Origin of the sequence: Trabulsiella guamensis ATCC 49490 (assembly GCF_000734965.1) — a bacterium.
Lineage (GTDB): Bacteria > Pseudomonadota > Gammaproteobacteria > Enterobacterales > Enterobacteriaceae > Trabulsiella > Trabulsiella guamensis.
Genome location: NZ_JMTB01000095.1, coordinates 92,637 through 118,417 on the forward strand (window position 1 = coordinate 92,637; position 25,781 = coordinate 118,417).

21 protein-coding genes, 1 tRNA gene and 2 pseudogenes are annotated in these 25,781 nt (G+C 54.5%); 9 read left to right on the plus strand and 15 right to left on the minus strand.

What is annotated here, in order from left to right; all coding sequences use genetic code 11:
- Positions 1–119 precede the first annotated feature (119 nt).
- The 11 genes and pseudogenes from GTGU_RS27070 to GTGU_RS15985 all read right to left on the minus strand — a co-directional run.
- Positions 120–224 (minus strand): annotated as a pseudogene (locus tag GTGU_RS27070) (ESPR domain-containing protein); the annotation flags it as partial.
- Between the two features lie 187 nt (positions 225–411).
- Complete coding sequence (locus GTGU_RS15940) at positions 412–630, minus strand: hypothetical protein (protein WP_038159106.1); 219 nt, start codon at positions 628–630, stop codon at positions 412–414.
- A 746-nt stretch (positions 631–1,376) separates the two neighbouring features.
- On the minus strand, positions 1,377–2,390 hold the full coding sequence (gene dppF / locus GTGU_RS15945; RefSeq protein WP_038159107.1) for a dipeptide ABC transporter ATP-binding subunit DppF: 1,014 nt from the start codon (positions 2,388–2,390) through the stop codon (positions 1,377–1,379).
- Complete coding sequence (dppD, locus tag GTGU_RS15950) at positions 2,387–3,370, minus strand: dipeptide ABC transporter ATP-binding protein (RefSeq protein ID WP_038159108.1); 984 nt, start codon at positions 3,368–3,370, stop codon at positions 2,387–2,389. Before dppD ends, dppF begins: the two co-directional genes overlap by 4 nt.
- A 10-nt stretch (positions 3,371–3,380) precedes the next feature.
- Complete coding sequence (gene dppC / locus GTGU_RS15955) at positions 3,381–4,283, minus strand: dipeptide ABC transporter permease DppC (RefSeq protein WP_038159109.1); 903 nt, start codon at positions 4,281–4,283, stop codon at positions 3,381–3,383.
- A gap of 9 nt (positions 4,284–4,292) precedes the next feature.
- Complete coding sequence (gene dppB, locus GTGU_RS15960) at positions 4,293–5,312, minus strand: dipeptide ABC transporter permease DppB (RefSeq protein WP_038159110.1); 1,020 nt, start codon at positions 5,310–5,312, stop codon at positions 4,293–4,295.
- A 146-nt stretch (positions 5,313–5,458) separates the two neighbouring features.
- Positions 5,459–7,066, minus strand: coding sequence for a dipeptide ABC transporter periplasmic-binding protein DppA (gene dppA, locus GTGU_RS15965; RefSeq protein WP_038159111.1), 1,608 nt, complete (start codon positions 7,064–7,066; stop codon positions 5,459–5,461).
- A gap of 692 nt (positions 7,067–7,758) precedes the next feature.
- Positions 7,759–7,835 (minus strand) — tRNA-Pro (locus GTGU_RS15970).
- 85 nt (positions 7,836–7,920) lie between these two features.
- A complete protein-coding gene (eptB, locus tag GTGU_RS15975; protein WP_038159113.1) occupies positions 7,921–9,621 on the minus strand; it encodes a kdo(2)-lipid A phosphoethanolamine 7''-transferase in 1,701 nt (566 codons plus the stop codon).
- A gap of 276 nt (positions 9,622–9,897) precedes the next feature.
- Positions 9,898–11,097, minus strand: coding sequence for an L-lactate MFS transporter (locus GTGU_RS15980; RefSeq protein ID WP_038159115.1), 1,200 nt, complete (start codon positions 11,095–11,097; stop codon positions 9,898–9,900).
- Between the two features lie 229 nt (positions 11,098–11,326).
- On the minus strand, positions 11,327–11,878 hold the full coding sequence (locus GTGU_RS15985; protein WP_038159117.1) for a hypothetical protein: 552 nt from the start codon (positions 11,876–11,878) through the stop codon (positions 11,327–11,329).
- A 149-nt stretch (positions 11,879–12,027) separates the two neighbouring features.
- Between GTGU_RS15985 and tag the strand changes: the two are divergent.
- Together tag and GTGU_RS15995 are read left to right on the plus strand one after the other, a co-directional pair.
- A pseudogene (tag, locus tag GTGU_RS15990) lies at positions 12,028–12,610 on the plus strand (DNA-3-methyladenine glycosylase I).
- The gene (locus tag GTGU_RS15995) at positions 12,588–13,034 is read left to right on the plus strand and encodes an N-acetyltransferase (RefSeq protein WP_038159119.1); all 447 of its coding nucleotides are present in this window, start codon (positions 12,588–12,590) and stop codon (positions 13,032–13,034) included. Before tag ends, GTGU_RS15995 begins: the two are co-directional and overlap by 23 nt.
- On the opposite strand, the gene GTGU_RS16000 is transcribed toward GTGU_RS15995, so the two are convergent.
- The gene (locus GTGU_RS16000) at positions 12,997–15,276 is read right to left on the minus strand and encodes a molybdopterin guanine dinucleotide-containing S/N-oxide reductase (RefSeq protein WP_051857377.1); all 2,280 of its coding nucleotides are present in this window, start codon (positions 15,274–15,276) and stop codon (positions 12,997–12,999) included. The genes GTGU_RS15995 and GTGU_RS16000 overlap by 38 nt on opposite strands.
- A gap of 218 nt (positions 15,277–15,494) precedes the next feature.
- Between GTGU_RS16000 and GTGU_RS16005 the strand changes: the two genes are divergently transcribed.
- From GTGU_RS16005 to ghrB, 5 genes are all read left to right on the plus strand, one after another.
- Positions 15,495–16,511 carry a LacI family DNA-binding transcriptional regulator gene (locus GTGU_RS16005; protein WP_038159127.1) on the plus strand — a complete coding sequence of 339 codons (1,017 nt, stop codon included), beginning with the start codon at positions 15,495–15,497 and terminating at the stop codon, positions 16,509–16,511.
- Positions 16,512–16,621: 110 nt separating this feature from the next.
- Positions 16,622–17,371: a sugar phosphate isomerase/epimerase family protein gene (locus GTGU_RS16010; RefSeq protein ID WP_038159129.1), complete on the plus strand. Its 750-nt coding sequence runs from the start codon at positions 16,622–16,624 to the stop codon at positions 17,369–17,371.
- Between the two features lie 3 nt (positions 17,372–17,374).
- Positions 17,375–18,316, plus strand: a complete 942-nt coding sequence (locus GTGU_RS16015; protein ID WP_038159131.1) for a sugar kinase — start codon at positions 17,375–17,377, stop codon at positions 18,314–18,316.
- Positions 18,317–18,395: 79 nt separating this feature from the next.
- Positions 18,396–19,676, plus strand: coding sequence for an MFS transporter (locus GTGU_RS16020; RefSeq protein WP_038159133.1), 1,281 nt, complete (start codon positions 18,396–18,398; stop codon positions 19,674–19,676).
- A gap of 23 nt (positions 19,677–19,699) precedes the next feature.
- On the plus strand, positions 19,700–20,671 hold the full coding sequence (gene ghrB / locus GTGU_RS16025) for a glyoxylate/hydroxypyruvate reductase GhrB (protein WP_038159135.1): 972 nt from the start codon (positions 19,700–19,702) through the stop codon (positions 20,669–20,671).
- 45 nt (positions 20,672–20,716) lie between these two features.
- Here ghrB and GTGU_RS16030 read toward each other — a convergent pair whose 3' ends face one another.
- Positions 20,717–21,427 carry a DUF3053 domain-containing protein gene (locus GTGU_RS16030; RefSeq protein ID WP_038159137.1) on the minus strand — a complete coding sequence of 237 codons (711 nt, stop codon included), beginning with the start codon at positions 21,425–21,427 and terminating at the stop codon, positions 20,717–20,719.
- A gap of 357 nt (positions 21,428–21,784) precedes the next feature.
- Between GTGU_RS16030 and GTGU_RS16035 the strand changes: the two genes are divergently transcribed.
- Both GTGU_RS16035 and cspE read left to right on the plus strand, forming a co-directional pair.
- Positions 21,785–22,075 carry an HTH-type transcriptional regulator gene (locus GTGU_RS16035; RefSeq protein WP_038159139.1) on the plus strand — a complete coding sequence of 97 codons (291 nt, stop codon included), beginning with the start codon at positions 21,785–21,787 and terminating at the stop codon, positions 22,073–22,075.
- 260 nt (positions 22,076–22,335) lie between these two features.
- Positions 22,336–22,548 (plus strand): transcription antiterminator/RNA stability regulator CspE, encoded by a 213-nt coding sequence (gene cspE, locus GTGU_RS16040; RefSeq protein ID WP_038159141.1) that lies wholly within the window; start codon positions 22,336–22,338, stop codon positions 22,546–22,548.
- A 123-nt stretch (positions 22,549–22,671) separates the two neighbouring features.
- On the opposite strand, the gene glyS is transcribed toward cspE, so the two are convergent.
- Both glyS and glyQ read right to left on the minus strand, forming a co-directional pair.
- Entirely contained in the window at positions 22,672–24,741 is a 2,070-nt protein-coding gene (gene glyS, locus GTGU_RS16045; protein WP_038159143.1) for a glycine--tRNA ligase subunit beta, read from the minus strand.
- Positions 24,742–24,750: 9 nt separating this feature from the next.
- On the minus strand, positions 24,751–25,662 hold the full coding sequence (glyQ, locus tag GTGU_RS16050; protein WP_038159146.1) for a glycine--tRNA ligase subunit alpha: 912 nt from the start codon (positions 25,660–25,662) through the stop codon (positions 24,751–24,753).
- Positions 25,663–25,781: the final 119 nt, after the last annotated feature.

Here is a 25,781-nt window from a genome sequence, read left to right on the forward strand (position 1 = left end):
GTACTGACAGCAGATGCCTGTCCAGACAGTACTGCAAATATCATCAGAGAAAGGATACCGCTATGGAAAAACGGCAAGCGGATTATGTTTTCCTGTGACAGGATGGGATTAGCATCCCGGGTTTGATTATCAGAGGATGATTTTCCTTGTCCTCTCACCAGTTCTGAACAAACCTGAAAAACGTTTAACACTCTGTTCCAGATAACACGATAAATTCTGTTCATATCAAACTTCCATTATTTGATTAACTGCTTTGTTTTTAAGTGTTTTTGAAAAAACAAATCCATACTTATTACGATTCCCTTTTCAGAAATTGAAAATACGAAGCCCCGCAGTACTAATTACTGAAGAGATTTATTCTTAAAAGGGTGAGATCGCCTGACGGTGACATAAGCCGCCAGCAGAAGAATTTTATCGAATACAAACGGTTAATTTCGTTGATATGCACGGTTCTACAACGTACTCGGTCGACGTATTTATAGATTCTCCGCGCCCTTTCCAGCCTTCCCACATTGCGGCCATCATCATGAACCACAGAGCGCCGCATGAGGCTTTCTTTTCATCGAAAAACCAGTCGACAAATTCATAGGTCATATCATTTTCGTCTGCAATTACGTAACGCTCGTCCATCTGTTTTCCCCTGATTCAGACTGGCATCTACGTGGCATTCAGCTTACCTTTTAGCCCAGGCCCTACCTGCTTCCATGACGAGATGTCATATCTGGTATGTTAGATTCACTATGATAAAATCTTTATATATATTGACGGTATTGCACCTGTCATTCGTTTATTTTTTCTTACTATATTTATTAACAATCAAGTTTATTAATTGTCATTTATTAAATATAAAAAGGCTTCCTGCATGGATCGTTAAAAAGAATTATCTCCTTCAGTCGTTATCACTGAAGTACGTCATTAATAGAATAGAAAGCGATGGTAACTATGTTTCTGGTTCATTATCCCTATATAACTTTATGGCTTCAGTTTTACACTGGCGCAGATCCGTGTCAATACAGCATGATACTATCTTAAATATTAATAATAACGTAATGAAATTATTTGCCTGCGTAAATTCTTAGAATTACTTAAACAGCATTCTTGTTTTTCCTCGTTTTACCTTATAAATGACTTATAGAATTAAGATATTTGATCATTTTTATAGGAAATATCTCTAATTATGCCAGGCGATAAAGTATTTTTTAAATAGCACTATTTGCTAAACAATTAATAATTCAGCCATAGGTTTTTGCATATGTTATTGTATTTCCTGCTTATTCCATTTTATGAAATTTATCAGAGCTTTACTGGGGCAAAAAAAATCCGCAACCCCGAAAGGTTACGGATTTTTGGCATCGCCACAGCGGGCCATATTTAAATTACGCCAGCGGCTTTTCGCCGTTTTCGTCCTGGTCAACCGCAAAGCAGGCCACCAGTTGGCTGTTATAGTCCTTCAACTGCGGCTGTAACTGCGTGCACGGGCCAAAGCGGCGGGTGCAACGGGCGTTGAAGGCGCAGCCCGGCGGTGGATTCAACGGACTCGGCAGCTCGCCGGTGAGCTTGATACGCTCGCGGCGGTCGTCCGGGTTCAGGCGCGGGGTGGCCGACAGCAGAGCCTGTGTGTAAGGATGGCGCGGGTTGCTGAAGATCTGATCCTTCGTACCTTTCTCCACACAGCGACCGAGATACATCACCATCACTTCATCGGCAATATGCTCAACCACTGACAGATCGTGCGAAATAAAGACGTAGGAAAGCCCCAGATCCTGCTGCAGATCCATCATCAGGTTTAATACCTGCGCCCGGACGGAGACATCGAGCGCTGATACGGGTTCATCGGCAATCACCACGTCCGGATCAAGCATCAGACCGCGGGCAATCGCGATACGCTGGCGCTGGCCGCCGGAAAACATGTGCGGATAGCGGTCGTAGTGCTCAGTTTTGAGCCCCACTTTCGCCATCATCGCCAGCGCTTTCTCACGACGCTCCTCTTTGCTGAGCGACGAGTTAATTTTCAGCGGCTCTTCAAGGATCTGCCCGACTTTCTTACGCGGGTTCAACGATCCGTACGGATTCTGGAAGACTATCTGGATCTTCTGTCGGCGCAGCTTCTGCGCATGCGGATCATGCTTGAGCAGATCCTGCCCCTGATAATAGAGTTGTCCGCCCGTCGGCGTTTCGATCATCGTCAGCAGGCGCCCCAGCGTGGATTTCCCGCACCCGGACTCACCCACTACCGCCAGCGTTTTACCGCGTTCGAGGCTGAACGATACGCCATCCAGTGCTTTCACCAGACGCTCCGGCGAGAAGAGCCCCTTCTTCACCGGATAATGTTTTTTCAGGTCGATAGCCTGCAGCAACGGCTGCTGCAGGGTGGCCTCTTGCGAACTCATAATGTGGGCCTCCCGGCATCATCGAGCGGATAGTGACATTTTGACTGACGGCTACCGTCAACAACGTTCAGCGCCGGTTCTTCAGCACGGCATTTTTCGGTGGCATACGGGCAGCGCGGATTAAGCAGACAGCCTGTCGGGCGATCGTACTTGCCCGGCACCACACCCGGCAGCGAAGCCAGACGCGCTTTGTCCTGCGCGAATTCCGGCAACGCGCGTAGCAGCGCCTGAGTATACGGATGGCGCGGCGCACGGAAGATATCCCGCGCTTCACCGGTTTCGACAACCTGGCCCGCGTACATCACAATGATTTTATGTGCTGCTTCCGCCACCAGCGCCAGATCGTGAGTGATCAGAATCAGCGCCATGTTCTCTTTCTGTTGCAGCTCAAGCAGCAGTTCGATGATCTGCGCCTGGATGGTCACGTCAAGCGCGGTGGTCGGTTCGTCAGCAATCAGCAGCTTCGGACGACAGGCGATCGCCATCGCGATCATCACGCGCTGGCTCATCCCGCCGGAGAGCTGGTGCGGGTAGACATCAAGACGCGACGCCGGATCGGGAATACCGACCTGTGTCAGCAGGTCAATCGCCCGCTGACGGCGCGTTTTCTTGTTCCCGCCCTGATGCACCTGAATAGCTTCCATAATCTGGTAGCCGACGGTGTAGCAGGGGTTCAGGCTGGTCATCGGATCCTGGAAAATCATCGCCACTTCCGCGCCCACCAGCTGGCGGCGTTCTTTTTCAGAAATGCGCTTCAAATCCTGACCGTTAAACGCCAGGCTTTCCGCCATCACACGGCCGGGATAGTCAATCAGCCCCATGATTGCCAGCGAGCTGACGGATTTACCAGAGCCGGATTCCCCGACTATGCCGACCACTTCACCCTGATCCACGCTGTAGCTCACACGATCTACGGCGCGAAACTCGCTGCCTTCGTCGCCGAAGTGCACCGATAATTTATCTACATTCAATAACGCCATCTCGTGCCTCTTACTGCTTCAGTTTGGGATCGAGCGCATCACGCAGCCCGTCGCCCATCAGGTTAAATGCCAGCACCGTCAGCAGGATAGCGACACCCGGGAAGGTGACGACCCACCAGGCGCTTTGCGCGAACTGCAACACGTCGGAGAGCATGGTGCCCCACTCCGGTGTTGGCGGCTGCGCACCCATGCCAAGGAAGCCAAGAGCAGCCATATCGAGAATGGCGTTAGAGAAACCGAGCGACGCCTGGACAATCAGCGGCGCAAGGCAGTTCGGGAAAATGTTGACGAACATCTGACGCATCGCCCCGGCACCCGCCACGCGCGAGGCGGTGACGTAATCGCGATTCACCTCCACCAGCACAGCCGCGCGCGTCAGACGCACATAGTGCGGCAGGGCGACGAAAGTCAGCGCCAGCGAAGCGTTAACGATGGACGGGCCGAATATCGCTACCAGCACCAGCGCCAGCAACAGACTTGGCAGCGCCAGCATGATATCGACGATACGCATGATGATGGTATCCACTATGCCGCCGAAGTAGCCTGCCACCAGGCCGAGGATAATCCCCATCACCAGCGACAGCACCACGACCAGACAGCCCACCAGCAACGACAGGCGCGCGCCGTACATCAGTCGCGTCATGATGTCACGGCCCACGTCATCAGTACCAAGCAGATGGGAGATGCTCCCGCCTTCCATCCATGCCGGCGGTGCCAGCAGCGTATCGCGGAACTGATCCGCCGGGTTATACGGTGCGATGAAATTCGCGAACACGGCGATGAAGATCATGATGGCGACGTACACCAGCCCCACGACGGCGCCTTTATTGCGTTTAAAGTAGTGCCAGAACTCCTGCATTGGGGTCATTGGCACGGGTGCTGCTACGACTTTATTTTCAGTAATTTGTGACATGATGGCCCCTTACTTCTTATGTCGAATACGCGGGTTCACCACGCCATACAGCAGATCGACCAGCAGGTTGACGAGAATAATCATCGTCGCGACCAGCAGAACGCCGCCCTGAACGACCGGATAATCACGACGCTGCAACGCGTCAATCAACCAGCGCCCCAGGCCCGGCCAGGAGAAAATGGTTTCGGTCAGGATCGCCCCTGCCAGCAACGTGCCCACCTGCAGACCGATAACGGTCACCACCGGCAGCATCGCGTTACGCAGAGCATGGACGATGATCACGCGCATGCGGGTCAGCCCCTTAGCGCGTGCGGTACGGATGTAATCTTCACCCAGCACTTCCAGCATTGCCGAACGGGTCATACGCACAATCACCGCCAGCGGGATGGTGCCGAGCACGATGGCGGGCAGGATCATGTGCCCTAAGGCGTCAACGAAGTCGCCCGACTCGCCCCAGATGGCGGTATCAATCAGCATAAAGCCAGTTAGCGGCAGAGTATCGTCAAGGAAGACGGAGTCACTGATACGCCCGGAGACCGGCGTCAGGTTCCATTGTACGGACACCAGCATAATCAGCATCATGCCCCACCAGAAGATAGGCATGGAGTAGCCGGTCAGCGCGAGGCCAACCGCGGTATGATCGAAAATTGAACCACGCTTAACGGCCGCCAGTACCCCAACCGGGATACCCACAGCAACCGCAAAAATCATGGCGCAGACACCGAGTTCCAGCGTCGCTTTAAAACGCGGCACGAACTCGTCCCACACCGGCAGACGGCTCTTCAGTGAGATCCCTAAATCGCCGTGCAGAACCCCCCAGATATAGTGAAGATATTGCTGCCACATCGGCTTATCGAGGCCGAGCTGAGCCAGCAGCTGAGCATGACGCTCAGGGGAGATACCACGCTCACCCGCCATAATCATTACCGGGTCGCCGGGGATCATATGGACGAAGGCAAAAGTGAGAAGGGTAATACCGATAAACGTCGGGATAACTAATCCCAGACGTCGGAGGATAAACTGCAACATAACCCGGATTCTCTATAATGACGCCCCGCCTGGTGACGGTACGTCTGTATTGCTCACAAATGTAAATTCCCCACCGGTGAGGACGGGGAATTACGGCCTTCACCCTCTCCCCCGCAAGGGAGAGGGGATATCAGGCAACAGACTTATTATTCAACTGAGACGTTTTCGAAGTGGTGTTTACCTAACGGATCAACCACATAGCCTTTGACTTCTTTACGCACCGGCTCATACACGGTGGAGTGAGCGATGATCAGCGCCGGAGCCTGGTCATGCATCACAACCTGAGCCTGTTTGTACAGTTCAATACGCTTGTTGTGATCGTCAGTTGCACGTGCCGGCTGAATCAGATCTTCAAACGGCTTGTAGCACCAGCGAGAGTAGTTGGAGCCATCTTTGGCCGCCGCGCAGCTGAACAGGGTGGCGAAGAAGTTATCCGGATCCCCGTTATCACCGGTCCAGCCCATCATGACAGTCTGGTGTTCACCGGCTTTCGCGCGTTTCAGATACTCGCCCCACTCGTAGGTCACGATCTTGGCGGTCACGCCAACTTTCGCCCAGTCAGCCTGAATCATCTCCGCCATACGGCGCGCGTTCGGGTTGTACGGACGCTGTACCGGCATCGCCCACAGATCGACGCTAAAGCCTTTTTCCATCCCTGCTTCTTTCAGCAGTGCTTTGGCTTTTTCAGGATCGTAGGTGTAATCCTTAACGTCGTCATTGTAGCTCCACATGGTCGGCGGAATCAGGTTTTTCGCGGCCTGGCCAGCACCCTGATAAACCGCTTTGATGATCGCTTCTTTGTTCACCGCGTAGGTCAGCGCCTGACGCACTTTCACGTCGTCAAACGGCTTTTTCTCGGTGTTATAGGAGAGATAGCCCACGTTCAGGCCTGGCATCTCCATCAGATTCAGGTTTTTGTCCTGCTTCATGCGAGCGATATCAGCCGGGTTCGGGTACGGCATGACCTGGCACTCGTTTTTCTGCAGTTTGGCGTAACGCACGGACGCATCCGGGGTGATAGAGAACACCAGACGGTCGATCTGCGGTTTGGTACCCCAGTAATCTGCAAACGCTTTGTACAGAATGCGGGAGTCTTTCTGATACTGCAGCAGCTGGAACGGACCGGTACCGATTGGGTTCAGGTCGATTTTTTCCGGCGTACCGGCTTTCAGCATGTTGTCAGCATATTCTTTAGACATGATGGATGCGAAGTCCATCGCCAGGTCGGCGAGGAACGGCGCTTCCGGACGGGTCAGCACGAACTGAACGGTGTTATCGTCCACTTTCTTCACTTCGCTGATCAGATCCGGCAGACCCATGCCTTCAAAGTATTCGTAGCTGCCACCAGAAACTTTGTGGTACGGGTTTTTATCATTCTTCTGACGATCAAAAGAGAATACGACGTCATCAGCATTGAAATCGCGGGTCGGTTTAAAGTCTTTATTATCTTGCCACTTCACGCCTTTGCGCAGATGGAACGTATAGGTTTTACCGTCTTCGCTGACATCCCACTTCTCAGCAAGGCCAGGGATCACTTCTGTCGTCCCGATTTTGAATTCAACCAGGCGATTATAAATTGGCACCGAACTGGCATCGTAAGTCGTACCAGAGGTGAAAAGCTGTGGGTTAAAGCCTTCCGGCGAGCCTTCTGAACAATAGACCAGGGTTTTTGCCTGCACGCTTGCTGCGACTGTCATTGCCACCAGGCTCAGTCCAAGCTTCAGCATCCCTGACTTTTTCAAGGAAATACTCATTGTTGTGCTCCGAATGTGATGTTGTCTGTTGTGTTTTGTCCGCCAGCCTTTATTTGTTTTTTGCCCGGTCTGGTCGGCAGTGCCCGAAAGCGTTATGAGAGATGGGGAATCCTTTCACAAGGTCGACTGAGTTGCAGTGCAGATTGTCCTTAAAGTGCCCCTCATGCCCTACAATCTGTCAACAGAATGTGCAAACGTCAATACAGGTAACCAGGATTTACAACGAGGGTGAGAAACGGTACACAAAGATTAAAAAAAGTTCGGCGTGTTATTTTCAGCAGGGAAATTTATGCTACGCACTACAAAGCAGCACAAATCTCTTCATATTTCGCAACAAATAGTGATTAACATTTATGCAAAATGGCAAAAAATTCGTGCAGAATGGTGAATATCTGAGCGATTAATACCAGTAAGCGTAAAACGCTCAGCGGAAAATGCTGCGCTTATCCATAAGTAACGCGAAAAAAGAACTATGCAAATATAAAAAAATACAATGGAATATGTCACAAAATAGTTAACTGATGGTGAGAAGTGGGGATCAGCAGGATTTTGGCGGGTTTCCGCCTGCGTTTGTCGGATGGCGCTACGCTTACCCGACCTACGCACTCGAGTCGAACCTCATCCCCCGGAGGTTCTCATCCTCGTGGGCTTAGATGCAAAAAAGCCTGCTCGTTGAGCAGGCTTTTTGAATTTGGTCGGTGATAGAGGATTCGAACCTCCGACCCCTTCGTCCCGAACGAAGTGCGCTACCAGGCTGCGCCAATCACCGAATGCGGGGCGCATATTACTGCCGTGATGCTAACCCGTCAATCCCTTATTGAGAAAAAGCCATCCGATCGCCGAGAAAGTCGCCATCACTGCGATTTTATTACGCCTTTCGCCGTGTTTGGGTTATGGCACCAGTTATTATTCTCATTGATCCCGCCATTCGGTGAGGTATAGCCCAGGCAGCCCATGATGGTGTCATACAACTCAACGTGACGACGCGGCACCTTCATTTCTGCCTGCTGCTTCAGATGCGCAAAGGCGTCAGCGTTGGCCGGGTTTTCCAGATACTTATCCGACATCCATACCATCATCGGCACACGGAACTGCTCTGGCGGCGCCAGTTTACGCGGCGTGCCATGCAGGTGCTCCTGTTCGTTGATTGACTCGCCGTGATCCGCGGCATAGAAAACAATCGCTTTCTTGTCGCGCAACTGGTCCAGCACCTGGCTGATAAACGTATCCACATAAAGCACTGAGTTGTCGTAAGCGTTAATCAGTTCCTGTTTGCTGCAGTACTTGTTGATCCCCACGCATTCCGGCTGCCATTTCGCAAAGTCGCGGGTGTAGCGCTGGTAATAACTGTAATGAGAGCCTTTGGTATGCAGAATAAGAAGATGCTTACCCTTTTCGTGCTCTTTCAGCGATACCGACATCTCATTGAGCAGCAGCATGTCGTCAACGTTTTTGCCGCGGTTACGCGGTTCGGCACCTATCTGCTCGCGATAGGCGATATTGTCAGCCATGGTGTTGCTGTAGAACCACATTTCGCTCTGCATCGCGAACAGATCTGAACTAAAGCCCAATTGCTTCAGTACCGCAAAGACGTTCTGCTCTTTCAGCGTACGCTGCGGGTTATCATCCGCACCACCCTCGCGCACAAACATGCAGCGCAGCGAGAGTTTCGTTGCCGTATCGCAGGAGTAACCGCGAAACGCCACCAGGTTTTTCTCCTGTGCCAGTTTCGGCGTGGTTTCCCGCTCATAACCCAGAATGCCCATATGATCCCAGCGCGTGGTTTCACCGATGATAAACACCACGTAAGTGTCATCCAGCGCGTTGCCAGGGGCGTTATAGGTAAATTTTTTCGCCGGGTTGATCAGGGATTTATAGTCGGAGGATTCATCGACCTGCGCCCAGGCATACAGCCCCAGCGCCGAGAGCCAGTTCGACGGCAAATAGGAGTTCGCAACGACGCCGCCGTAGCTCGGCATGTCAACGCCCGTCGCCTTCTCGATTTTCTTTTGCTGCTGCTCCATCACTCTGATGGGCGCCCAGACCAGCAGACCGGCCATGAGGACCACTGCCACATGACGCACACGCTGCCCGCGGGTGCGCAGCTGGCGCAGCAACGTATAGCGACAGCGGTTACTCCAGATAAAGAACAGCGGTGGCAGACTGGTCGCGACTGTCCAGAGAATGAAACCCTGACCCACGACTTCTTTCGACAAATCGATGTCTGTGGTCATGACCGAGGCAATAATGCCGTAGCCAATCACCACATTCATAAAGGTCATGTAATAACTGGCAGCGGCAGAGACAATGACGATAAGCGTCGCCAGTATTTGCCAGGGGCGACGTCCGAACAGTGACAGCAGACGCAGCACACAAAAAGTGGCAAGCACCGAACCAAACAATTCGATGACAGCAAAAATTCCATTTCTTGCAGTAAAGTGCTCCAGATAATCTTCCAGCCGTCTGAACAAAACCGCGCCATTCAGAAACAGACCAATGTACACCGCCAGCATCAGACACAGCCTCTGCTGGGTGAGGGACTTAATATAATTCATGCAAGCAACCCTGGAATAAGGGGTAAAAAAACTGACATACCTGTCGTGTACAGTCAGCAGATTAAGTAATCGCTTTACAAATCGTTATAAGAAACGTCTACAAGCGCGGTAAGTAGACCACGACATTAAGAAATAATTACAGCGGGAAGTGTGATTCAGGCAAAGCTTTACAAAAGTTCAAGTCTTGTTCAGCACAAAAAACAACTTTTCTGCTCAGTTTTCGGACAACTTAAAAACAAAAAAAGCCGGTTTCCCGGCTTTTTCTTTCTGAAGCGATCAGGCGTGAGCGTGCTGATATATTTCTGTTTTCGGCTGGCGAATCGTCGTCGATAAGGCTAGTGAAAGAATCAGCAGCGCGAAGATGACGCAAAACGTCACATAAAAGCCGCCAAACAGGGAAGCAATCAGCGACCCGCAGATGCTACCGATACCGAAACCTAAATAAATCACCCCGTAGTTTTTCGCCAGATTATTGAGGCCAAAGAATTCGCTGACCAGCGACGGAAACACAGTGATGGTGCCGCCAAAATTAAAGGCGACACAGGCAATCGCGGCAAAGAAGGTCATGGCATTGAGCGGTGCGAACAGCAGTGCGGCCATACCGATGAGCGAAATCACCTGACCTATCGTAATCACACGAATGCGGGCGATTTTGTCCGACAGGATGCCGAGCACCAGGCGACCACTGAGGTTGGCGATGGAGATCACCGTCACGGCATTGGCGGCGGTGAGGACATCGAGATGCACCATGCCCTGGGCAATATCTTTGGCCACGCCAATCACGTACAGGCCACTCATGCAGGCTGTGAGGAACATCACCGCCAGCATCCAGTACTGCGGTTTGCGCATGGATTCAGCAAGAGTAAAGTCATTCGCCGCCACGCCGTCGGTGGTTTTCACTGTCTGATCCGGCGCATCACTCATCAGCATCGCACCGAAAACAATCATCACCAGCACAATCGCACCCCAGATAATGAAGGTTTTTTCCAGACCAACGCTGGCAAGCAGATGACTATCGATAAATTTAAAGCCAAGGCTACCGAGACCGTAAGAGCCAATCGAGAAAGCAGAAATCAGCCCCTTGCGCTCCGGAAACCATTTTACGCAGTTGGAGAGCGTCAGCAGGTAACCCGCGCCATCCGCCAGACCGACCAGGATACCAGCGCTCAGCCAGAGCATCATCAGGCTACTGGCGTGCGCTGTCAGGAAAAAGCCCAGCCCCAGCATAACGCCGGACGCCATTGTTACGCGTTTCACGCCAAAACGTTCCTGCAGCTTACCGGCAACAGAGGAAGAAATAGCCAGCCCGAGGCTTAACAAACCAAAAGAGAACGCCACCTGGCTTACCGGTTCGTTGAGTTTGTCAGAAAGCGAGCTGTTAAAGAGGCTCCAGGTGTACACCGATCCGAGCGCGAATTGCGTCACGATGGTACCAAACAGCGTCAGCCAGCGGGTGTGTTGCGTAACAGGTTTCATAGCAGATGCGCCTTTATCTATTCACTGGCGCTACCATAACGAAACGCGTTTCACGCCAGGGGGAAAAGGGCATGAAATGCCGTGAGAACGGAATGAAATGCACAACGCGCGGAATGAATGACATCACGACATTCACCGGGTGCATGTTGAAAAAGTAAGTTAGTACCTACTTTCAACAGAGAAAGCGTTATTGCTGTAATTGAAATGTAAAAGAGTTGATAAATTAAGGCTAAAATGCAGCGCTGACGCCTAACAGATACAGGGTATTTTCGCCATAAAAGGTATTGTCTGTTTGTGATAACGACGCATAAGCGGCCAGGTGCGAATTCAGTGACATATCCGCGCCGACGGTGACATCCACCCAGTTACTGTTTGACTCGGTCCCCGGCAACCGGTACAGGTCGGACTGCGACTGCCACGGATCATTGCCGTCCTGTTGGTTAAAGTTAAACTGCGCCCACGGGCGAACCCCCCACAGGAGGCCGGAATTAACCCGCCAGCCCACACTCAGGGTGTGCATCCCCTCCTGGGACACGCCTTTCGAGGCATTCGTCGTGAATCCCACTGCATTCTGCGCAGCATTGATCCGCTCAGCGAGAATATCCTCGTAGCGCGGTTGGTGATCGCTATCCCATGTATAGCGTTCCGACGTATTACTTTGCGGGCCGATAGCGATATATTCCTGTTGCCAGGCAAAAACATCCGTCGCCAGACCGAGCCAGACGGAAGTACACACCGGAACCAGTACGCTCCAGCGGCCACAGAGTTTCTTTATAATCATGAAACGACTCCAGAAAAGAGCCGAACCCGGCGGTATTGTTATTTGAAGAGGCTTTAATAACCCTTATTAACTATTGTCTCTTTAACAGACACGTCAAGCCGAAGCGAGACAATTTCGTTATGACAGACATTCAAATAGGGAGAGATGCTATGCAACGTTGCGGTTGGGTCAGTCAGGATCCGCTCTACATCGCCTATCACGATCAGGAATGGGGCGTTGCTGAAAAAAACGCGCAGAAGCTGTTCGAGATGATCTGCCTTGAAGGTCAGCAGGCCGGGCTTTCGTGGATCACGGTACTGAAAAAAAGAGAAAACTACCGCCAGGCCTTCCATCAGTTCGATCCGCAAAAAGTTGCCGCCATGACCGAAGAAGATGTGGAACGGCTGGTACTGGATGCGGGTATCATCCGCCATCGCGGTAAGATCCAGGCCATCATCGGCAATGCACGCGCCTTCCTTGCCATGGAGCAGAACGGCGAACCTTTTGTGGATTTTGTCTGGTCGTTCGTCAACCACACGCCGGTCGTGACCACCGCGGCGACGCTGGCCGACATCCCCGTGTCCACCCCCGCGTCTGACGCTCTGTCGAAAGCACTCAAAAAACGCGGCTTTAAGTTCGTCGGCACCACTATTTGTTATTCGTTTATGCAGGCTTGCGGGCTGGTTAACGACCACATCGTTGACTGTTTCTGTCACCAGGGGAGGTCGGGATGATTCGCGAATGGCACAGTGATGATACCGCGCCCTTACTGACGCTGTGGATGGAAAGCACCATCCACGCCCACCCCTTTATTGATGAAAGCTACTGGCATGAAAGTGAAGCGCTGGTGCGCGATGTCTATCTGCCCGCCGCCGTAACCTGGGTATGGGAAGAAAATGGCGTGGTAAAAGGATTTGTGAGCGTTATGGAATCGCAGTTCGTCGGGGCACTGTTTGTCGCGCCCGATGCTGAACGGCGCGGCATCGGCAGCGCGCTGCTTAATCATGTCAAGCAGCACTTTCCTGAGCTCAGCCTGGAGGTGTATCAGAAGAACAGCCGGGCGGTAAACTTCTACCATGCGCTGGGTTTTCGCATCGAAGACAGCGCATGGCAGGAAGAGACCGGACATCCGACCTGGATTATGCGCTGGCAGGCGGATCAAACGCCGTTAGCGTAAGCGCCGGTCCGTTATACTTTTCCAGCCACGCCAGTGCGGTATTACCGGCACAACCGTTGCCCAGCCGCGAACTGGGCAGGTCTTTGGTCAGAACATTGACCGCACCGTTTTTGCAAATCCCACCCGCGGCCGGATCCAGATCCGGCCAGGCGCCTTCATGCAGGCATATCACCCCGGGGCGAATCCCCTCTGTGACAACTGCGCCCGCCAGCACCTGTCCGCGCGCGTTCCAGACCCGCACCAGATCGCCATCCGCAATGCCTCGCGCCTGCGCGTCCTGCGGATGAATGGTCAGCGGTTCGCGCCCGGCGACGGCATACTGCTCACGCAGCGCCGTATAGTTCAGTTGGCTGTGCAACCGGTGCGCCGGGTGTGCCGACAACAGTTCCAGTTGCCCTTCTTCTGCGTTGCCGTGCCACTCATCAGGCTCCAGCCACATCGGGTGTCCCGGACAATCGGCGTAACCAAACCCGGCAATACGCTCGGAATAGATCTCAATCTTACCGCCGGGCGTTTTCAGCGGGTTCGCGTCGGGATCGGCACGAAACGCGGCAAAGCGGACAAACTGTGCATTTTGCTCGATTTCCGGCATCTCGATCAGCTGGTTAGCCTGCCAGAACTCGCTGAACGGCGGCAGCGTCACCTGTTGACTGGCACCGCGCTGACGGGCGATGTCGTAAAACGTTTCCAGCCATTGCAGCTCGGTTTTACCCTCTGTAAAGCGCGCTCTGCCACCCGTTTCCCAGCGCTCGCTGAGATCGGCGAACACCTCGAAATCATCCCGTGCCTCGTCGCGCGGCGCGACCACCTGCTTCATTGGCACCAGATGCTGGTTGCTGTAGTCACCGGTCATGGTCAGATCGTTACGCTCAAAGGAGGTGGTCGCGGGCAGAACAATATCTGCGTGGCGCGCGGCGGCGGTCCAGAAGCATTCGGAGATCACCACCAGTTCCGGTTTTTGCCACGCACGGATTAGCCGGTTGGTGTCCTGATGATGAGTGAAATTTGCGCCGCCCGCCCACCACACGAACCGGATGTCGGGGAAGTGGCGGTCCAACCCGTTGTGCTGATAAGCGCCGCCAGGGTTTTCCAGGGCTTCCACAATGCGCGCGACCGGGATTTTATCTACCGCATCGGTACCGCCCGCGACGTTGCCCTGCATCGACCCGAGCACAGCGGCGCGGCGCGTCGGGTTGCCGCCATTGGCGAAGTGGTAAGAAAGGCCAAACCCGCCGCCCGGGGTACCAATTTGCCCGAGCATGGCGGCGAGGGTCACCAGCATCCAGTGTTTTTGCTCGCCAAACTGCTGGCGCTGCATCCCCCAACCGGACATCAGCATGGTGGTGTTTTCATGAAATAACTGCGCCAGTTCGCGGATTTTCGCCGCACTGACGCCACAAATCGCGGCTGCCCATTCAGCCGTTTTCGGCTGGCCGTCGGTTTCGCCCGTCAGGTAACCAGCAAAAACCTCATAACCGGTGGTGCAGCGTTGTAAAAAATCACGGTCATGCCAGCCGTTTTCCTGCAGCGTGTACGCAATGCCGAGCATCAGCGCCACATCAGTGCCCATATGCGGCGCAATCCACTCGCCCGCGTCGCCGAAGAAATCCACGGTTTCCGATCGCATCGGATCGATGCAGATCAGCCGTTTGCCGCTGTTGCGCAGCTTGTCAAACCACGGAATACCCTGCTCATCCGAGGCGTTCCACGCTATTTTAAGCGTATTCATTGGGTTGGCGCTCCACAGCACCACCACGTCACTGTGCTCCAGCACCAGCGGCCAGCTGGTCTGCTGCTGATAGACCTCGTTGCCACCCACCACATGCGGCATGATCGCCTGCGCCGCGCCGGTGGAATAATCGCCCAGATGCCCGGTATAGCCGCCCGCGAGACTCATATAGCGCTGTAGCAACGTCGCCGCCTTGTGCAGCACGCCGTTTGAGCGCCAGCCGTAAGATCCGGCAAAAATGGACGACGGGCCATAGCTTTCACGAATACGCCGGTGCTGCGCGTTGATGAGATCCAGCGCCTCATCCCAGCTCACCCGAACAAATTCATCCTGTCCGCGGACGCCCTGCGGATGCTCCGGCGAGGCGAGAAAACCTTTTCGCACCATCGGATAACGGACACGTGTTTTGCTGTGCACCTGCTCGCGCACGACAGTTTGCAGTGAATTGCTGAAACCGGTAGTGATCGCCCCGCGTGACGATAGCACGGTGTCGCCATCGGTTTCGACCAGCATCGGTCCCCAGTGGGCAGCGGTTAAGATGGTTTTTGTAGTGGATGCGTTTGCCAAAGCGTGCTCCTGAACACGGATGCCGGGATGTGGTTTACCTGTGATTTTGTACATATTCACCCGTCATAATCAACCGCTGACGATAGTGACATAGAGAATAAAAAAGATTAAGCATCCTCCGTTTTCGCGCTAAGGTGTTGGCACATTCAGGCGAGGGAGCAGTCATGGCGAATAAGGCGCGAGCCACCATCAGTGACGTTGCAAAAGCAGCGAAAGCAGGCAAAACCAGTATTTCACGCTATCTCAATGGTGAAAAACATCTGCTTTCCGAGGCCATGCTGGCGCGTATCGAAAAAGCCATCGCTGATCTCGACTATCGGCCGAGCCTGATGGCGCGTGGCCTGAAGCATGGCCGCACCCGTTTAATTGGCCTTATCATCGCTGACATCACCAACCCCTATTCCGTCCACGTACTGAGCGGCATCGAAGCCGCCTGCCGCGAAAAAGGCTTCACCCCCCTGGTCTGTAATACCAACAACGAAGTTAATCAGGAACTGCATTATCTCGATCTGCTGCGCAGTTATCAGGTAGAAGGGATTGTCGTGAACGCCGTCGGCATGCGGGAAGAAGGCTTAAACCGTCTGCAACAGTCAGCGCTGCCAATGGTGCTTATCGACCGCAAAATTCCTGAATTCGCCTGTGACGTCGTCGGTCTCGACAACACCCAGGCCGCCACCACCGCCACCGAGCATCTGGTCGATCAGGGCTTCGAAGCGCTGCTGTTTCTCAGCGAGCCGCTGGGCACTGTGAATACGCGGCGCGAGCGTCTGAGCGCCTTTCGTGCCACTCTCGCCCGTTATCCCGGCATTATGGCTGAGAATGCCGAGGTGCCGCTGGCGGACAGCGCTGTTATCGACAATGCCTTGCGCCAGTTCCATACCCGCCATCGCGGAATGCGTAAAGCGGTCATTTCCGCCAACGGCGCGTTAACGCTGCAGGTCGCCCGCTCGCTGAAACGGCTGGGGCTGCACTGGGGTAGCGATATTGGCCTGCTGGGGTTCGACGAGCTGGAGTGGGCGGAGCTGGCAGGCGTCGGGATCACCACCCTCAAACAGCCCACCTGGCAGATCGGTTTCGCCGCGGTAGAGCAGGTGGTGCGCCGCATTGAGGGCAACCACGAACCCATCCGCGAACAGGTTTTTTCCGGTGAACTGATCGTCCGCGGTTCCACAGCCCGTTAAATTCTCTTCGTGACTGCGATCATAATTTGAGCAAAGGCGACTTTTCTTTGGAATCGGTTCCATTTAGCGTTACTACAAGATTAATGTAGTAACCGCCGGGGAAAGAGCCGATGGGAAGAAAAATTATCGTTGTTACCGCTGCTTACGGTAACGATCGCATCAAAGCGCTGGGCGGCCAGCGCGCCGTGCTGCCTTTCATTGCTGCCGCTGGCGCGGACGGCGTCGAAATCCGCCGCGAACTGTTCAGCGAAGAGGAACTCAACCACCTGCCCCGACTGGCGACGGAGATCGAACAGCAGAAATTGCTGGCCTGTTATTCCGCACCAGAACCGCTGTTTGAACGCGACGGCAAGCTGAACCCACGCATCGGAACATTGCTGCAGGAAGCCCAGACCCTCAACGCGCTGTGGCTGAAGCTCTCGCTGGGCCATTTCTCGCACAGCGCCGCGCTCGAGCCGCTGCGCGCGATTCTCGCCAACACCGGCATGGCGCTGGTGGTGGAAAACGATCAAACCGATTGCGGACAACTGGCGCCGATGCAGCGTTTCAAAGCTGCCTGCCAGGTGCTGAAACTGCCCGTCACGCTGACTTTTGATATGGGCAACTGGCTGTGGGTGGGGGAATCCCCGGAAGAAGCCGCACATCTACTGGCGCCAGCGGTCAGCTATATCCACGTTAAAGCCGCTGAACCGCATCACCATCATTACCGCGCCGTGCCGCCGGATAACGCCCCGGCGCGCTGGCTGGCGCTGCTCAACGACCTGCCAGCCGATGCCCCACGCGGCATTGAATTCCCGCTGGAAGGCCGCGATCTGACCGCCGTCACCCGCCACTACGTCAATTTATTACGCGAGGAGTAAGCCATGGACAAAGCACTGGATGTCATCACGATCGGCGAGGCCATGGCGATGTTTGTCGCCAGAGAGACCGGAGATCTGGCTGAGGTTGAGCAGTTTATGAAACGCGTCGCGGGTGCCGAACTGAATGTGGCGACGGGTCTGGCGCGCCTGGGCCTGAATGTGGGCTGGGTGAGCCGTGTCGGCGACGACAGTTTTGGTCGGTTCGTCCTGAATGGCCTGAAAAAAGAGGGCATTAACGCCGAAGGCGTGATCCTGGATGGGTGTTATAGAACCGGCTTTCAGTTGAAATCTAAGGTTGAAAATGGAACCGATCCCATCGTGGAGTATTTCCGCAAAGACTCGGCGGCCAGCCATCTCTCAGTGGACGACTACTACGCCGGATACTTCTCCCGCGCCCGCCATTTGCACCTGAGCGGCGTGGCGGCGGCGCTGTCCCGCACGTCGTACGAACTGCTTGATCACGCGGCGCGGACGATGAAAGCGCAGGGCAAAACGCTGTCGTTCGATCCGAATCTGCGACCGGTGCTGTGGGAGAGCGAAGCGGAGATGGTGGAAAAGCTGAATCAGCTCGCCGTTCAGGCGGACTGGGTGCTACCGGGACTGAAAGAGGGAATGATCCTCACCGGCCGCCAGACGCCGGAAGCAATCGCCGATTTCTATCTTGATCGCGGCGTGCAGGCCGTAGTGATTAAAACCGGCTCCGACGGCGCCTGGTATAAATCGGCGACCGGTGAAAAAGGCGCCGTAGCCGCCGTCAAAGTGGAAAACGTCGTGGATACCGTAGGGGCGGGTGATGGTTTTGCGGTTGGCGTCATCAGTGCCCTGCTGGAAGGAAAAACACTGCACCAGGCCGTCGCGCGAGGCAATAAAATCGGCTCGTTGGCGATTCAGGTGCAAGGAGACAGTGAAGGTCTGCCGACCCGTGACGCCCTTGGCGAAGCGTGACAGGCATTGTGCATAAATAACAGCCACCGTGTACCCTACCGTCAACGGCGGCACTCACCTCATACCCAGAGGCAAGCCTATGAACAGTTCTACAAATGCAGCTAAACGCTGGTGGTACATCATGCCAATCGTGTTTATCACGTACAGCCTGGCGTATCTCGACCGTGCAAACTTCAGCTTCGCCTCCGCGGCGGGCATTAACGACGATCTGAATATTACCAAAGGGGTGTCATCCCTGCTCGGGGCGCTCTTCTTCCTCGGCTATTTCTTCTTCCAGATCCCCGGCGCGATTTACGCCGAACGCCGCAGCGTGCGCAAACTGATTTTCGTGTGCCTGATCCTGTGGGGCGCATGCGCGTCGCTGACCGGCGTCGTGAACAACATTCCGGCACTGGCGGCAATTCGCTTTATTCTCGGTGTGGTAGAAGCGGCAGTCATGCCCGCCATGCTGATTTACATCAGTAACTGGTTCACAAAATCAGAACGCTCACGCGCTAACACGTTCCTGATCCTCGGGAACCCAGTGACGGTGCTGTGGATGTCGGTAGTCTCCGGCTATCTGATCCAGGCGTTCGGCTGGCGCGAAATGTTCATCATCGAAGGGGTGCCTGCCATTCTGTGGGCCTTCTGCTGGTGGGTACTGGTGAAAGACAAACCGGCGCAGGTGGGTTGGTTGTCTGACGCAGAAAAATCCGCATTACAGGCACAGCTGGAACAGGAACAGCAAGGCATCAAAGCCGTCCGTAACTACGGCGAAGCGTTCCGTTCCCGCAACGTGATCCTGCTGTGCATGCAGTATTTTGCCTGGAGTATCGGCGTGTATGGCTTCGTACTGTGGCTGCCATCGATTATCCGTTCCGGTGGTGAAAACCTCGGCATGGTCGAAGTGGGCTGGCTCTCGTCCGTGCCTTACCTGGCCGCGACCATTGCAATGATTGTCGCCTCCTGGGCCTCTGACAAATTGCAAAACCGCAAACTGTTCGTCTGGCCACTGCTGCTGATTGGCGCGTTCGCATTCATCGGTTCGTGGGCTGTGGGCGCCAATAACTTCTGGGCGTCGTACACCCTGCTGGTGATTGCCGGTGCGGCGATGTATGCCCCGTATGGCCCGTTCTTCGCCATCATCCCCGAAATGCTGCCGCGTAACGTGGCGGGCGGCGCGATGGCGTTGATCAACAGTATGGGCGCGCTCGGCTCGTTCTTCGGCTCCTGGTTTGTGGGCTATCTGAACGGCTCTACCGGCAGCCCGTCCGCATCATACATATTCATGGGAGTGGCACTTTTCGCCTCAGTATGGCTAACTCTGATTGTTAAGCCTGCTAATAATCAACAACTCCCGGCAGGCGCTCGTCACGCCTGATTACGCAAACTATGGAGATACGCATGAAGCCGTCAGTCATTCTCTACAAAACGCTCCCGGACGATCTGCTGCAACGTCTGGAAGACCACTTTACCGTTACGCAGGTGAAAAACCTGCACCCGGAAACGGTTGAACAGCACGCAGAGGCTTTCGCGCATGCGGTTGGCTTACTGGGCTCCAGCGAGAAAGTGGACGTGGCGCTGCTGGAGAAGATGCCGGTGCTTCGTGCGACCTCCACGGTGTCAGTGGGTTATGACAACTTTGATGTCGATGCGCTGAACGCCCGGAACATTCTGTTGATGCACACGCCCACCGTGCTCACTGAAACGGTGGCCGACACCCTGATGACGCTGGTCCTGAGCACTGCGCGTCGGGTGGTGGAAGTCGCAGAACGCGTGAAAGCCGGCGAATGGACGAAAAGCATCGGTCCTGACTGGTTCGGCGTGGATGTGCATCATAAGACGCTCGGTATCGTCGGGATGGGGCGCATCGGCATGGCGCTGGCCCAGCGCGCGCATTTCGGTTTTAACATGCCGATTCTCTATCACGCGCGCCGCCGTCACGAGGCAGCGGAAACCCGCTTCAACGCGCGCTACTGTGATCTGGATACCTTGTTGCAGGAAGCGGATTTTGTCTGCCTGATCCTGCCGCTGACTGACGAGACGCGTCACCTGTTTGGTGCTGAGCAGTTCAAAAAAATGAAATCATCCGCCATTTTCATCAACGCTGGTCGCGGACCGGTGGTGGATGAGTCAGCGCTTATCGCCGCACTTCAGCAGGGCGAAATCCACGCCGCCGGGCTGGACGTGTTCGAGAAAGAGCCGTTACCGGTGGATTCACCGCTGTTGTCGCTGCCGAATGTGGTGGCGCTGCCGCACATCGGCTCAGCCACGCACGAGACGCGCTACAACATGGCGGCAACGGCAGTGGACAATCTGATTGATGCGCTGAATGGCAAGGTGGACAAGAACTGCGTGAACCCGCAGGTAGTGTGAAGTTATACAACCGGGTGAACGTGTGGTCACCCGGCTTTTATCATCTTAGCGTGTGGCTTCGACCGCGCTGCTCCAGGCCTGGCTGAATGCCTGATGCTGCGCCGCCAGAGGACCAATCAGCGTATTGTACTGGCTGGCCTGCTGTGACGTCGGGAATTGAATGCCGTTTGCCACAAAGCTCACCTGCGTACCCTGCTGCGCGACAAAATCCCCCACCTGCACCAGTTGTTGAGTGAATACCTGCGCCGCCGGGATCAACGGTTGCAACGCGTTCGCCGGCGTCGTCACCACTTTTGTGTATACCTGGTCAAACACCGGTTTTAAATCTTCCGGCTGTTTCAGCGCAGCATGCGCGGCATCGGCCTGCATTTTGGCATTTTCCAGTTGTTGGCTCAGCACGCCCAGCGCGCCGTTCGCCTGGCGCAGCGGTTCACGTTGCGTCATGTAATCCTGCGGTACACGAATGGCGTTTACGCTGTCCACCACCGGGCGCAGACCTGCATCCATCGCCTGGCTGACCTGTTGAGAATAGCCATACAGCACGGCGTAATCGGAAACGAAAGGTCCGAACTGTTTTTTCTGATCTGCGGTCAGGGTAGGCAACCGTTCGCCGCTACGCATCACCGTATTCTGTAAAAAGTCGACAAACGCCTTGCGCTGATCGCCTTCTTTATCAAAACACCCGCTCAGGCTAACCACCATTAATAACGCCGCAACAGGCGCAAACCAGCGAGAGCAGGACTTTCCTGTCGCCATTTTTCTTACTCCTTTCAGCAAAAAACGCGCAAACTGGCACACGTGTGCCTGACGCTGACAAGGATAGTCCAGGTCAGCGCGGCAAGATACCTTTTCCTTACCTTCCAGGTGCAAAAAAGCAACAGAAGATCCTGCTACGCCTCACCTGTATTGCTACTTTTGTGAAGAGTATTTACAAAAAAATTCATTGTCGGACCTGGCGTGATTTTTCAATGTATTACCCTTTCGTTGCAAAAAGCTGAAACGCATCAGGCCTGGAAAGCATCGCAACGAAATCGATCCCAGGGGAAATAACTGACTATGATTAATGAGCTCTTGTTATTCACGATCCCGCAGTGTGATTCAGAGGAGTTCTCAATGGAATATAAAGATCCTGAGTTTGATCTGTTAGGCAGTCTGGAACAGATTGTCTTTAAAGATGCATCGCAGTTTGTCACCCTGAAGCCGGCGGCTTCAACCCTTATTGATTTTGAACAGTTACGAAAAGGTACCGGGTTGAAGCTGGACGAATTCGCCAGAGCAATGGGCGTCAGTGTGACGATGGTGAAAGAGTGGGAGTCGAAACGCGTGAGACCTTCCGCCACCGAGCTGAACCTGATGCGTCTGATGCAGGCAAACCCGCAGGTCTCCAGGTTGTTAACAGATTGAGTTTATCTCAAATGAGATAGTACCGACGGTCCTGAAAAACAGGACCGTTTTCTTTTTGGGAAAGAAAAACATTGCTATCGAAGTCTCAACGTGCGTTAATGACGCCGGTTTGATTTACAGACCATAAAGCAGTTGAGCTGAGCAGTCCTCTCATAGGTTGTCCGTTGATACCCTCGTAGTGACCTTCCCTTTATGCTTCAAATCTGTAATCCATACCATTATTGCCATCTGGCAGCACACTTACATTAAAGGAAATCACTATGTCTAACAAAATGACTGGTATCGTAAAATGGTTCAACGCTGATAAAGGCTTCGGCTTCATCACTCCGGACGACGGCTCTAAAGACCTGTTCGTTCACTTCTCTGCTATCCAGAACGATGGCTACAAATCTCTTGATGAAGGCCAGAAAGTATCCTTCACCATCGAAAACGGCGCTAAAGGCCCGGCTGCTGGTAACGTAACCAGCCTGTAAGCCTGCCTGAGAGCCTGTTTCTGGCTCTGTAGCACGTAAAGATCCTCGTCAATGACGGGGATTTTTTTTGCCTGTCACACGGGTAACTTGCCCGGCTGGCAGAACGCCGCCGGGCTCAGGGGTTTACTGCAACAGCGAAATATCCGCCACCTGCAGGAACAGCTCGCGCAGTTTGGACAGCAGCGTCAGACGGTTGATACGCACGTCTTTATCTTCAGCGTTTACCATCACTTTATCGAAGAACGCATCGACCGGCTCGCGCAGGGCCGCCAGTTCGATCAGCGCTTCCTGATAGCGGCCTTCGGCGAAGAACGGCTGGAGTTTGTCGCGCAACACCACCAGATGCGTGGCGAGCTTGATCTCTTCGGCTTCTTTCAGCACAGAGGCGTGAACGGCATCGTTCAGTACTTCGTCTGATTTCGCGAGGATGTTCGAAACGCGTTTGTTGGCAGCCGCCAGCGCCGCCGCTTCGTCGAGCGTACGGAAGTGGGAGACCGCCTTCATGCGGGCATCGAAATCAGCCGGACGGGTCGGACGACGCGCCAGCACCGCCTGAATGGTGTCGACTGTGTAACCTTCGTCCTGATACCAGGCGCGGAAACGGCCGAGCATGAAGTCGATAACATCATCCACGACGTTCGCGTTGGTCAGTTTATCGCCGTACAGACGTACCGCTTCTTCGGTGAGGGTCTGCAGATCCAACGACAGGTTTTTCTCAACAATGATGCGCAGCACGCCGAGCGCGGCACGACGCAGCGCGAACGGGTCTTTATCACCCTTCGGATGCTGACCAATGCCGAAGATACCCGCGAGGGTGTCCATCTTGTCGGCAATCGCCAGCGCACAAGCCACCGGGTTAGACGGCAGGTCGTCACCGGCAAAACGTGGCTGATATTGCTCATTCAGCGCCACTGCAACGTCTTCCGCTTCGCCGTCATGACGCGCGTAGTGCATACCCATCACGCCCTGGGTGTCGGTGAATTCGAACACCATGTTGGTCATCAGGTCGCACTTGGAGAGTAAACCGGCGCGGGTCGCGTGGTTAACATCAGCGCCTGTCTGTGCGGCAATCCAGCCCGCCAGTGCCTGAATGCGATCAGTTTTGTCGCGCAGGGTGCCCAGCTGCTGCTGGAACAGCACGGTCTGCAGACGCGGCAGGTTGTCTTCCAGACGCTTTTTACGGTCGGTTTTGAAGAAGAATTCGGCATCGGCCAGACGCGGACGCACTACTTTTTCGTTACCGGAGATAATCTGCTGCGGATCTTTCGACTCGATGTTAGCCACAAAGATAAAGTTCGGCAGCAGTTTGCCGTCAGCGGCGTAGACCGGGAAATATTTCTGGTCGCCTTTCATGGTGTAAACCAGCGCTTCCGCCGGAACCGCGAGGAATTTCTCTTCAAATTTCGCGGTCAACACCACCGGCCATTCCACCAGCGAGGTGACCTCTTCCAGCAGACTTTCGCTCAGATCGGCTTTTCCGCCAATTTTGCGCGCCGCGTCTTCTGCATCGGCTTTTATTTTGGCTTTACGCGCGGCGTAATCCGCCACCACTTTGCCGCGTTCCAGCAGGATCTGCGGGTACTGATCGGCATTGTCGATGGTGAATTCCGGCTCGCCCATAAAGCGGTGACCGCGGATCACGCGATCGGAATCGATACCCAGAATGGTTGCCGGGATGAGTTTGTCGCCCAACAGCAGGGTGACGGTATGTACCGGACGCACAAAATGGACATCAGACGCGCCCCAGCGCATCAGTTTCGGGATCGGCAGTTTCGCCAGAGAGGTCGCCACCATGTTCGGCAGCAGCGCTTCTGCGCTTTCGCCTTTCACATGGGCACGGTACAGCAGCCACTCGCCTTTGTCAGTGGTCAGACGCTCGGCCTGGTCAACGGTGATACCGCAACCTCGCGCCCAGCCTTCCGCCGCTTTGCTCGGTTTCCCTTCAGCGTCAAACGCCTGGGAAATCGCCGGGCCGCGTTTTTCGACTTCGCGATCCGGCTGAGAGGCCGCCAGACGGGCAACTTTTAGCGCCAGACGGCGCGGTGCGGCAAACCATTCAACGTTGCCGTGAGCGATGCCGGCGTTATCCAGCTCCGCAGTAAAGTTCGCAGCAAAGGATTCTGCCAGGCTGCGCAGGGCTTTCGGTGGCAGCTCTTCAGTGCCAATTTCCACCAGAAAAGTATTCTCAGACATGGCCGCCTCTTAGTTGTCTCTGTTGCACATCGGGAAGCCAAGGGCTTCACGGGAAGCGTAGTAAGCTTCTGCCACTGCTTTCGTCAGGGTGCGAATGCGCAGAATGTAGCGCTGACGCTCGGTGACAGAGATGGCTTTACGCGCATCCAGCAGGTTGAAGCTGTGGGCGGCCTTCAGAATACGCTCGTAGGCAGGCAGCGGCAGCGGGGTTTCCAGCGCCAGCAGATGCTGCGCTTCTTTCTCGTACTGCTCGAAGCAGGTGAACAGGAAGTCCACATCCGCGTATTCGAAGTTGTAGGTGGATTGCTCCACTTCGTTCTGATGGAACACATCGCCGTAGGTGGTTTTACCCAGCGGACCGTTGCTCCAGACCAGGTCGTAAACGCTGTCCACGCCCTGAATGTACATCGCCAGACGTTCCAGACCGTAGGTGATTTCACCGGTCACCGGCTTACACTCCAGACCGCCGACCTGCTGGAAGTAGGTGAACTGCGTCACTTCCATACCGTTCAGCCACACTTCCCAGCCGAGACCCCAGGCGCCCAGCGTCGGGTTTTCCCAGTTGTCTTCCACGAAGCGAATATCATGAATGGTTGGATCCATACCCAGCTCTTTCAGGGACCCGAGGTACAGCTCCTGAATGTTGTCCGGCGACGGTTTAATGATCACCTGGAACTGATAGTAGTGCTGTAAACGGTTCGGGTTTTCGCCATAGCGGCCGTCAGTCGGGCGGCGGGAAGGCTGCACATACGCAGCAGCAATGGGTTCCGGCCCCAGTGCCCGCAGGCAGGTCATAGGGTGAGAAGTCCCGGCGCCAACTTCCATGTCCAGTGGTTGAACAATGGTGCAGCCCTGACGAGCCCAGTAATCCTGTAAGGTCAGGATCAGGCCCTGGAAGGTCCTGGTATCAAACTTTTGCATATTCTTTCGTGCTGGATACGTGTGGATTTAAAGGAAGGGACCAGTATAACCGCTGGCTGCGAGATATACAGTACGAAACGGCGCTGTTTAAGTAAAATTGGGGAAAAAGTGGCGGTTTG

Coding starts and splice junctions, on each gene's coding strand:
- GTGU_RS15940 (WP_038159106.1), bottom strand. CDS start 630: ATGGACGAGCGTTACGTAATTGCAGACGAAAATGATATGACCTATGAA.
- dppF (WP_038159107.1), bottom strand. CDS start 2,390: ATGAGTTCGCAAGAGGCCACCCTGCAGCAGCCGTTGCTGCAGGCTATC.
- dppD (WP_038159108.1), bottom strand. CDS start 3,370: ATGGCGTTATTGAATGTAGATAAATTATCGGTGCACTTCGGCGACGAA.
- dppC (WP_038159109.1), bottom strand. CDS start 4,283: ATGTCACAAATTACTGAAAATAAAGTCGTAGCAGCACCCGTGCCAATG.
- dppB (WP_038159110.1), bottom strand. CDS start 5,312: ATGTTGCAGTTTATCCTCCGACGTCTGGGATTAGTTATCCCGACGTTT.
- dppA (WP_038159111.1), bottom strand. CDS start 7,066: ATGAGTATTTCCTTGAAAAAGTCAGGGATGCTGAAGCTTGGACTGAGC.
- eptB (WP_038159113.1), bottom strand. CDS start 9,621: ATGAATTATATTAAGTCCCTCACCCAGCAGAGGCTGTGTCTGATGCTG.
- GTGU_RS15980 (WP_038159115.1), bottom strand. CDS start 11,097: ATGAAACCTGTTACGCAACACACCCGCTGGCTGACGCTGTTTGGTACC.
- GTGU_RS15985 (WP_038159117.1), bottom strand. CDS start 11,878: ATGATTATAAAGAAACTCTGTGGCCGCTGGAGCGTACTGGTTCCGGTG.
- GTGU_RS15995 (WP_038159119.1), top strand. CDS start 12,588: ATGATTCGCGAATGGCACAGTGATGATACCGCGCCCTTACTGACGCTG.
- GTGU_RS16000 (WP_051857377.1), bottom strand. CDS start 15,276: ATGCTGGTCGAAACCGATGGCGACACCGTGCTATCGTCACGCGGGGCG.
- GTGU_RS16005 (WP_038159127.1), top strand. CDS start 15,495: ATGGCGAATAAGGCGCGAGCCACCATCAGTGACGTTGCAAAAGCAGCG.
- GTGU_RS16010 (WP_038159129.1), top strand. CDS start 16,622: ATGGGAAGAAAAATTATCGTTGTTACCGCTGCTTACGGTAACGATCGC.
- GTGU_RS16015 (WP_038159131.1), top strand. CDS start 17,375: ATGGACAAAGCACTGGATGTCATCACGATCGGCGAGGCCATGGCGATG.
- GTGU_RS16020 (WP_038159133.1), top strand. CDS start 18,396: ATGAACAGTTCTACAAATGCAGCTAAACGCTGGTGGTACATCATGCCA.
- ghrB (WP_038159135.1), top strand. CDS start 19,700: ATGAAGCCGTCAGTCATTCTCTACAAAACGCTCCCGGACGATCTGCTG.
- GTGU_RS16030 (WP_038159137.1), bottom strand. CDS start 21,427: ATGGCGACAGGAAAGTCCTGCTCTCGCTGGTTTGCGCCTGTTGCGGCG.
- GTGU_RS16035 (WP_038159139.1), top strand. CDS start 21,785: ATGGAATATAAAGATCCTGAGTTTGATCTGTTAGGCAGTCTGGAACAG.
- cspE (WP_038159141.1), top strand. CDS start 22,336: ATGTCTAACAAAATGACTGGTATCGTAAAATGGTTCAACGCTGATAAA.
- glyS (WP_038159143.1), bottom strand. CDS start 24,741: ATGTCTGAGAATACTTTTCTGGTGGAAATTGGCACTGAAGAGCTGCCA.
- glyQ (WP_038159146.1), bottom strand. CDS start 25,662: ATGCAAAAGTTTGATACCAGGACCTTCCAGGGCCTGATCCTGACCTTA.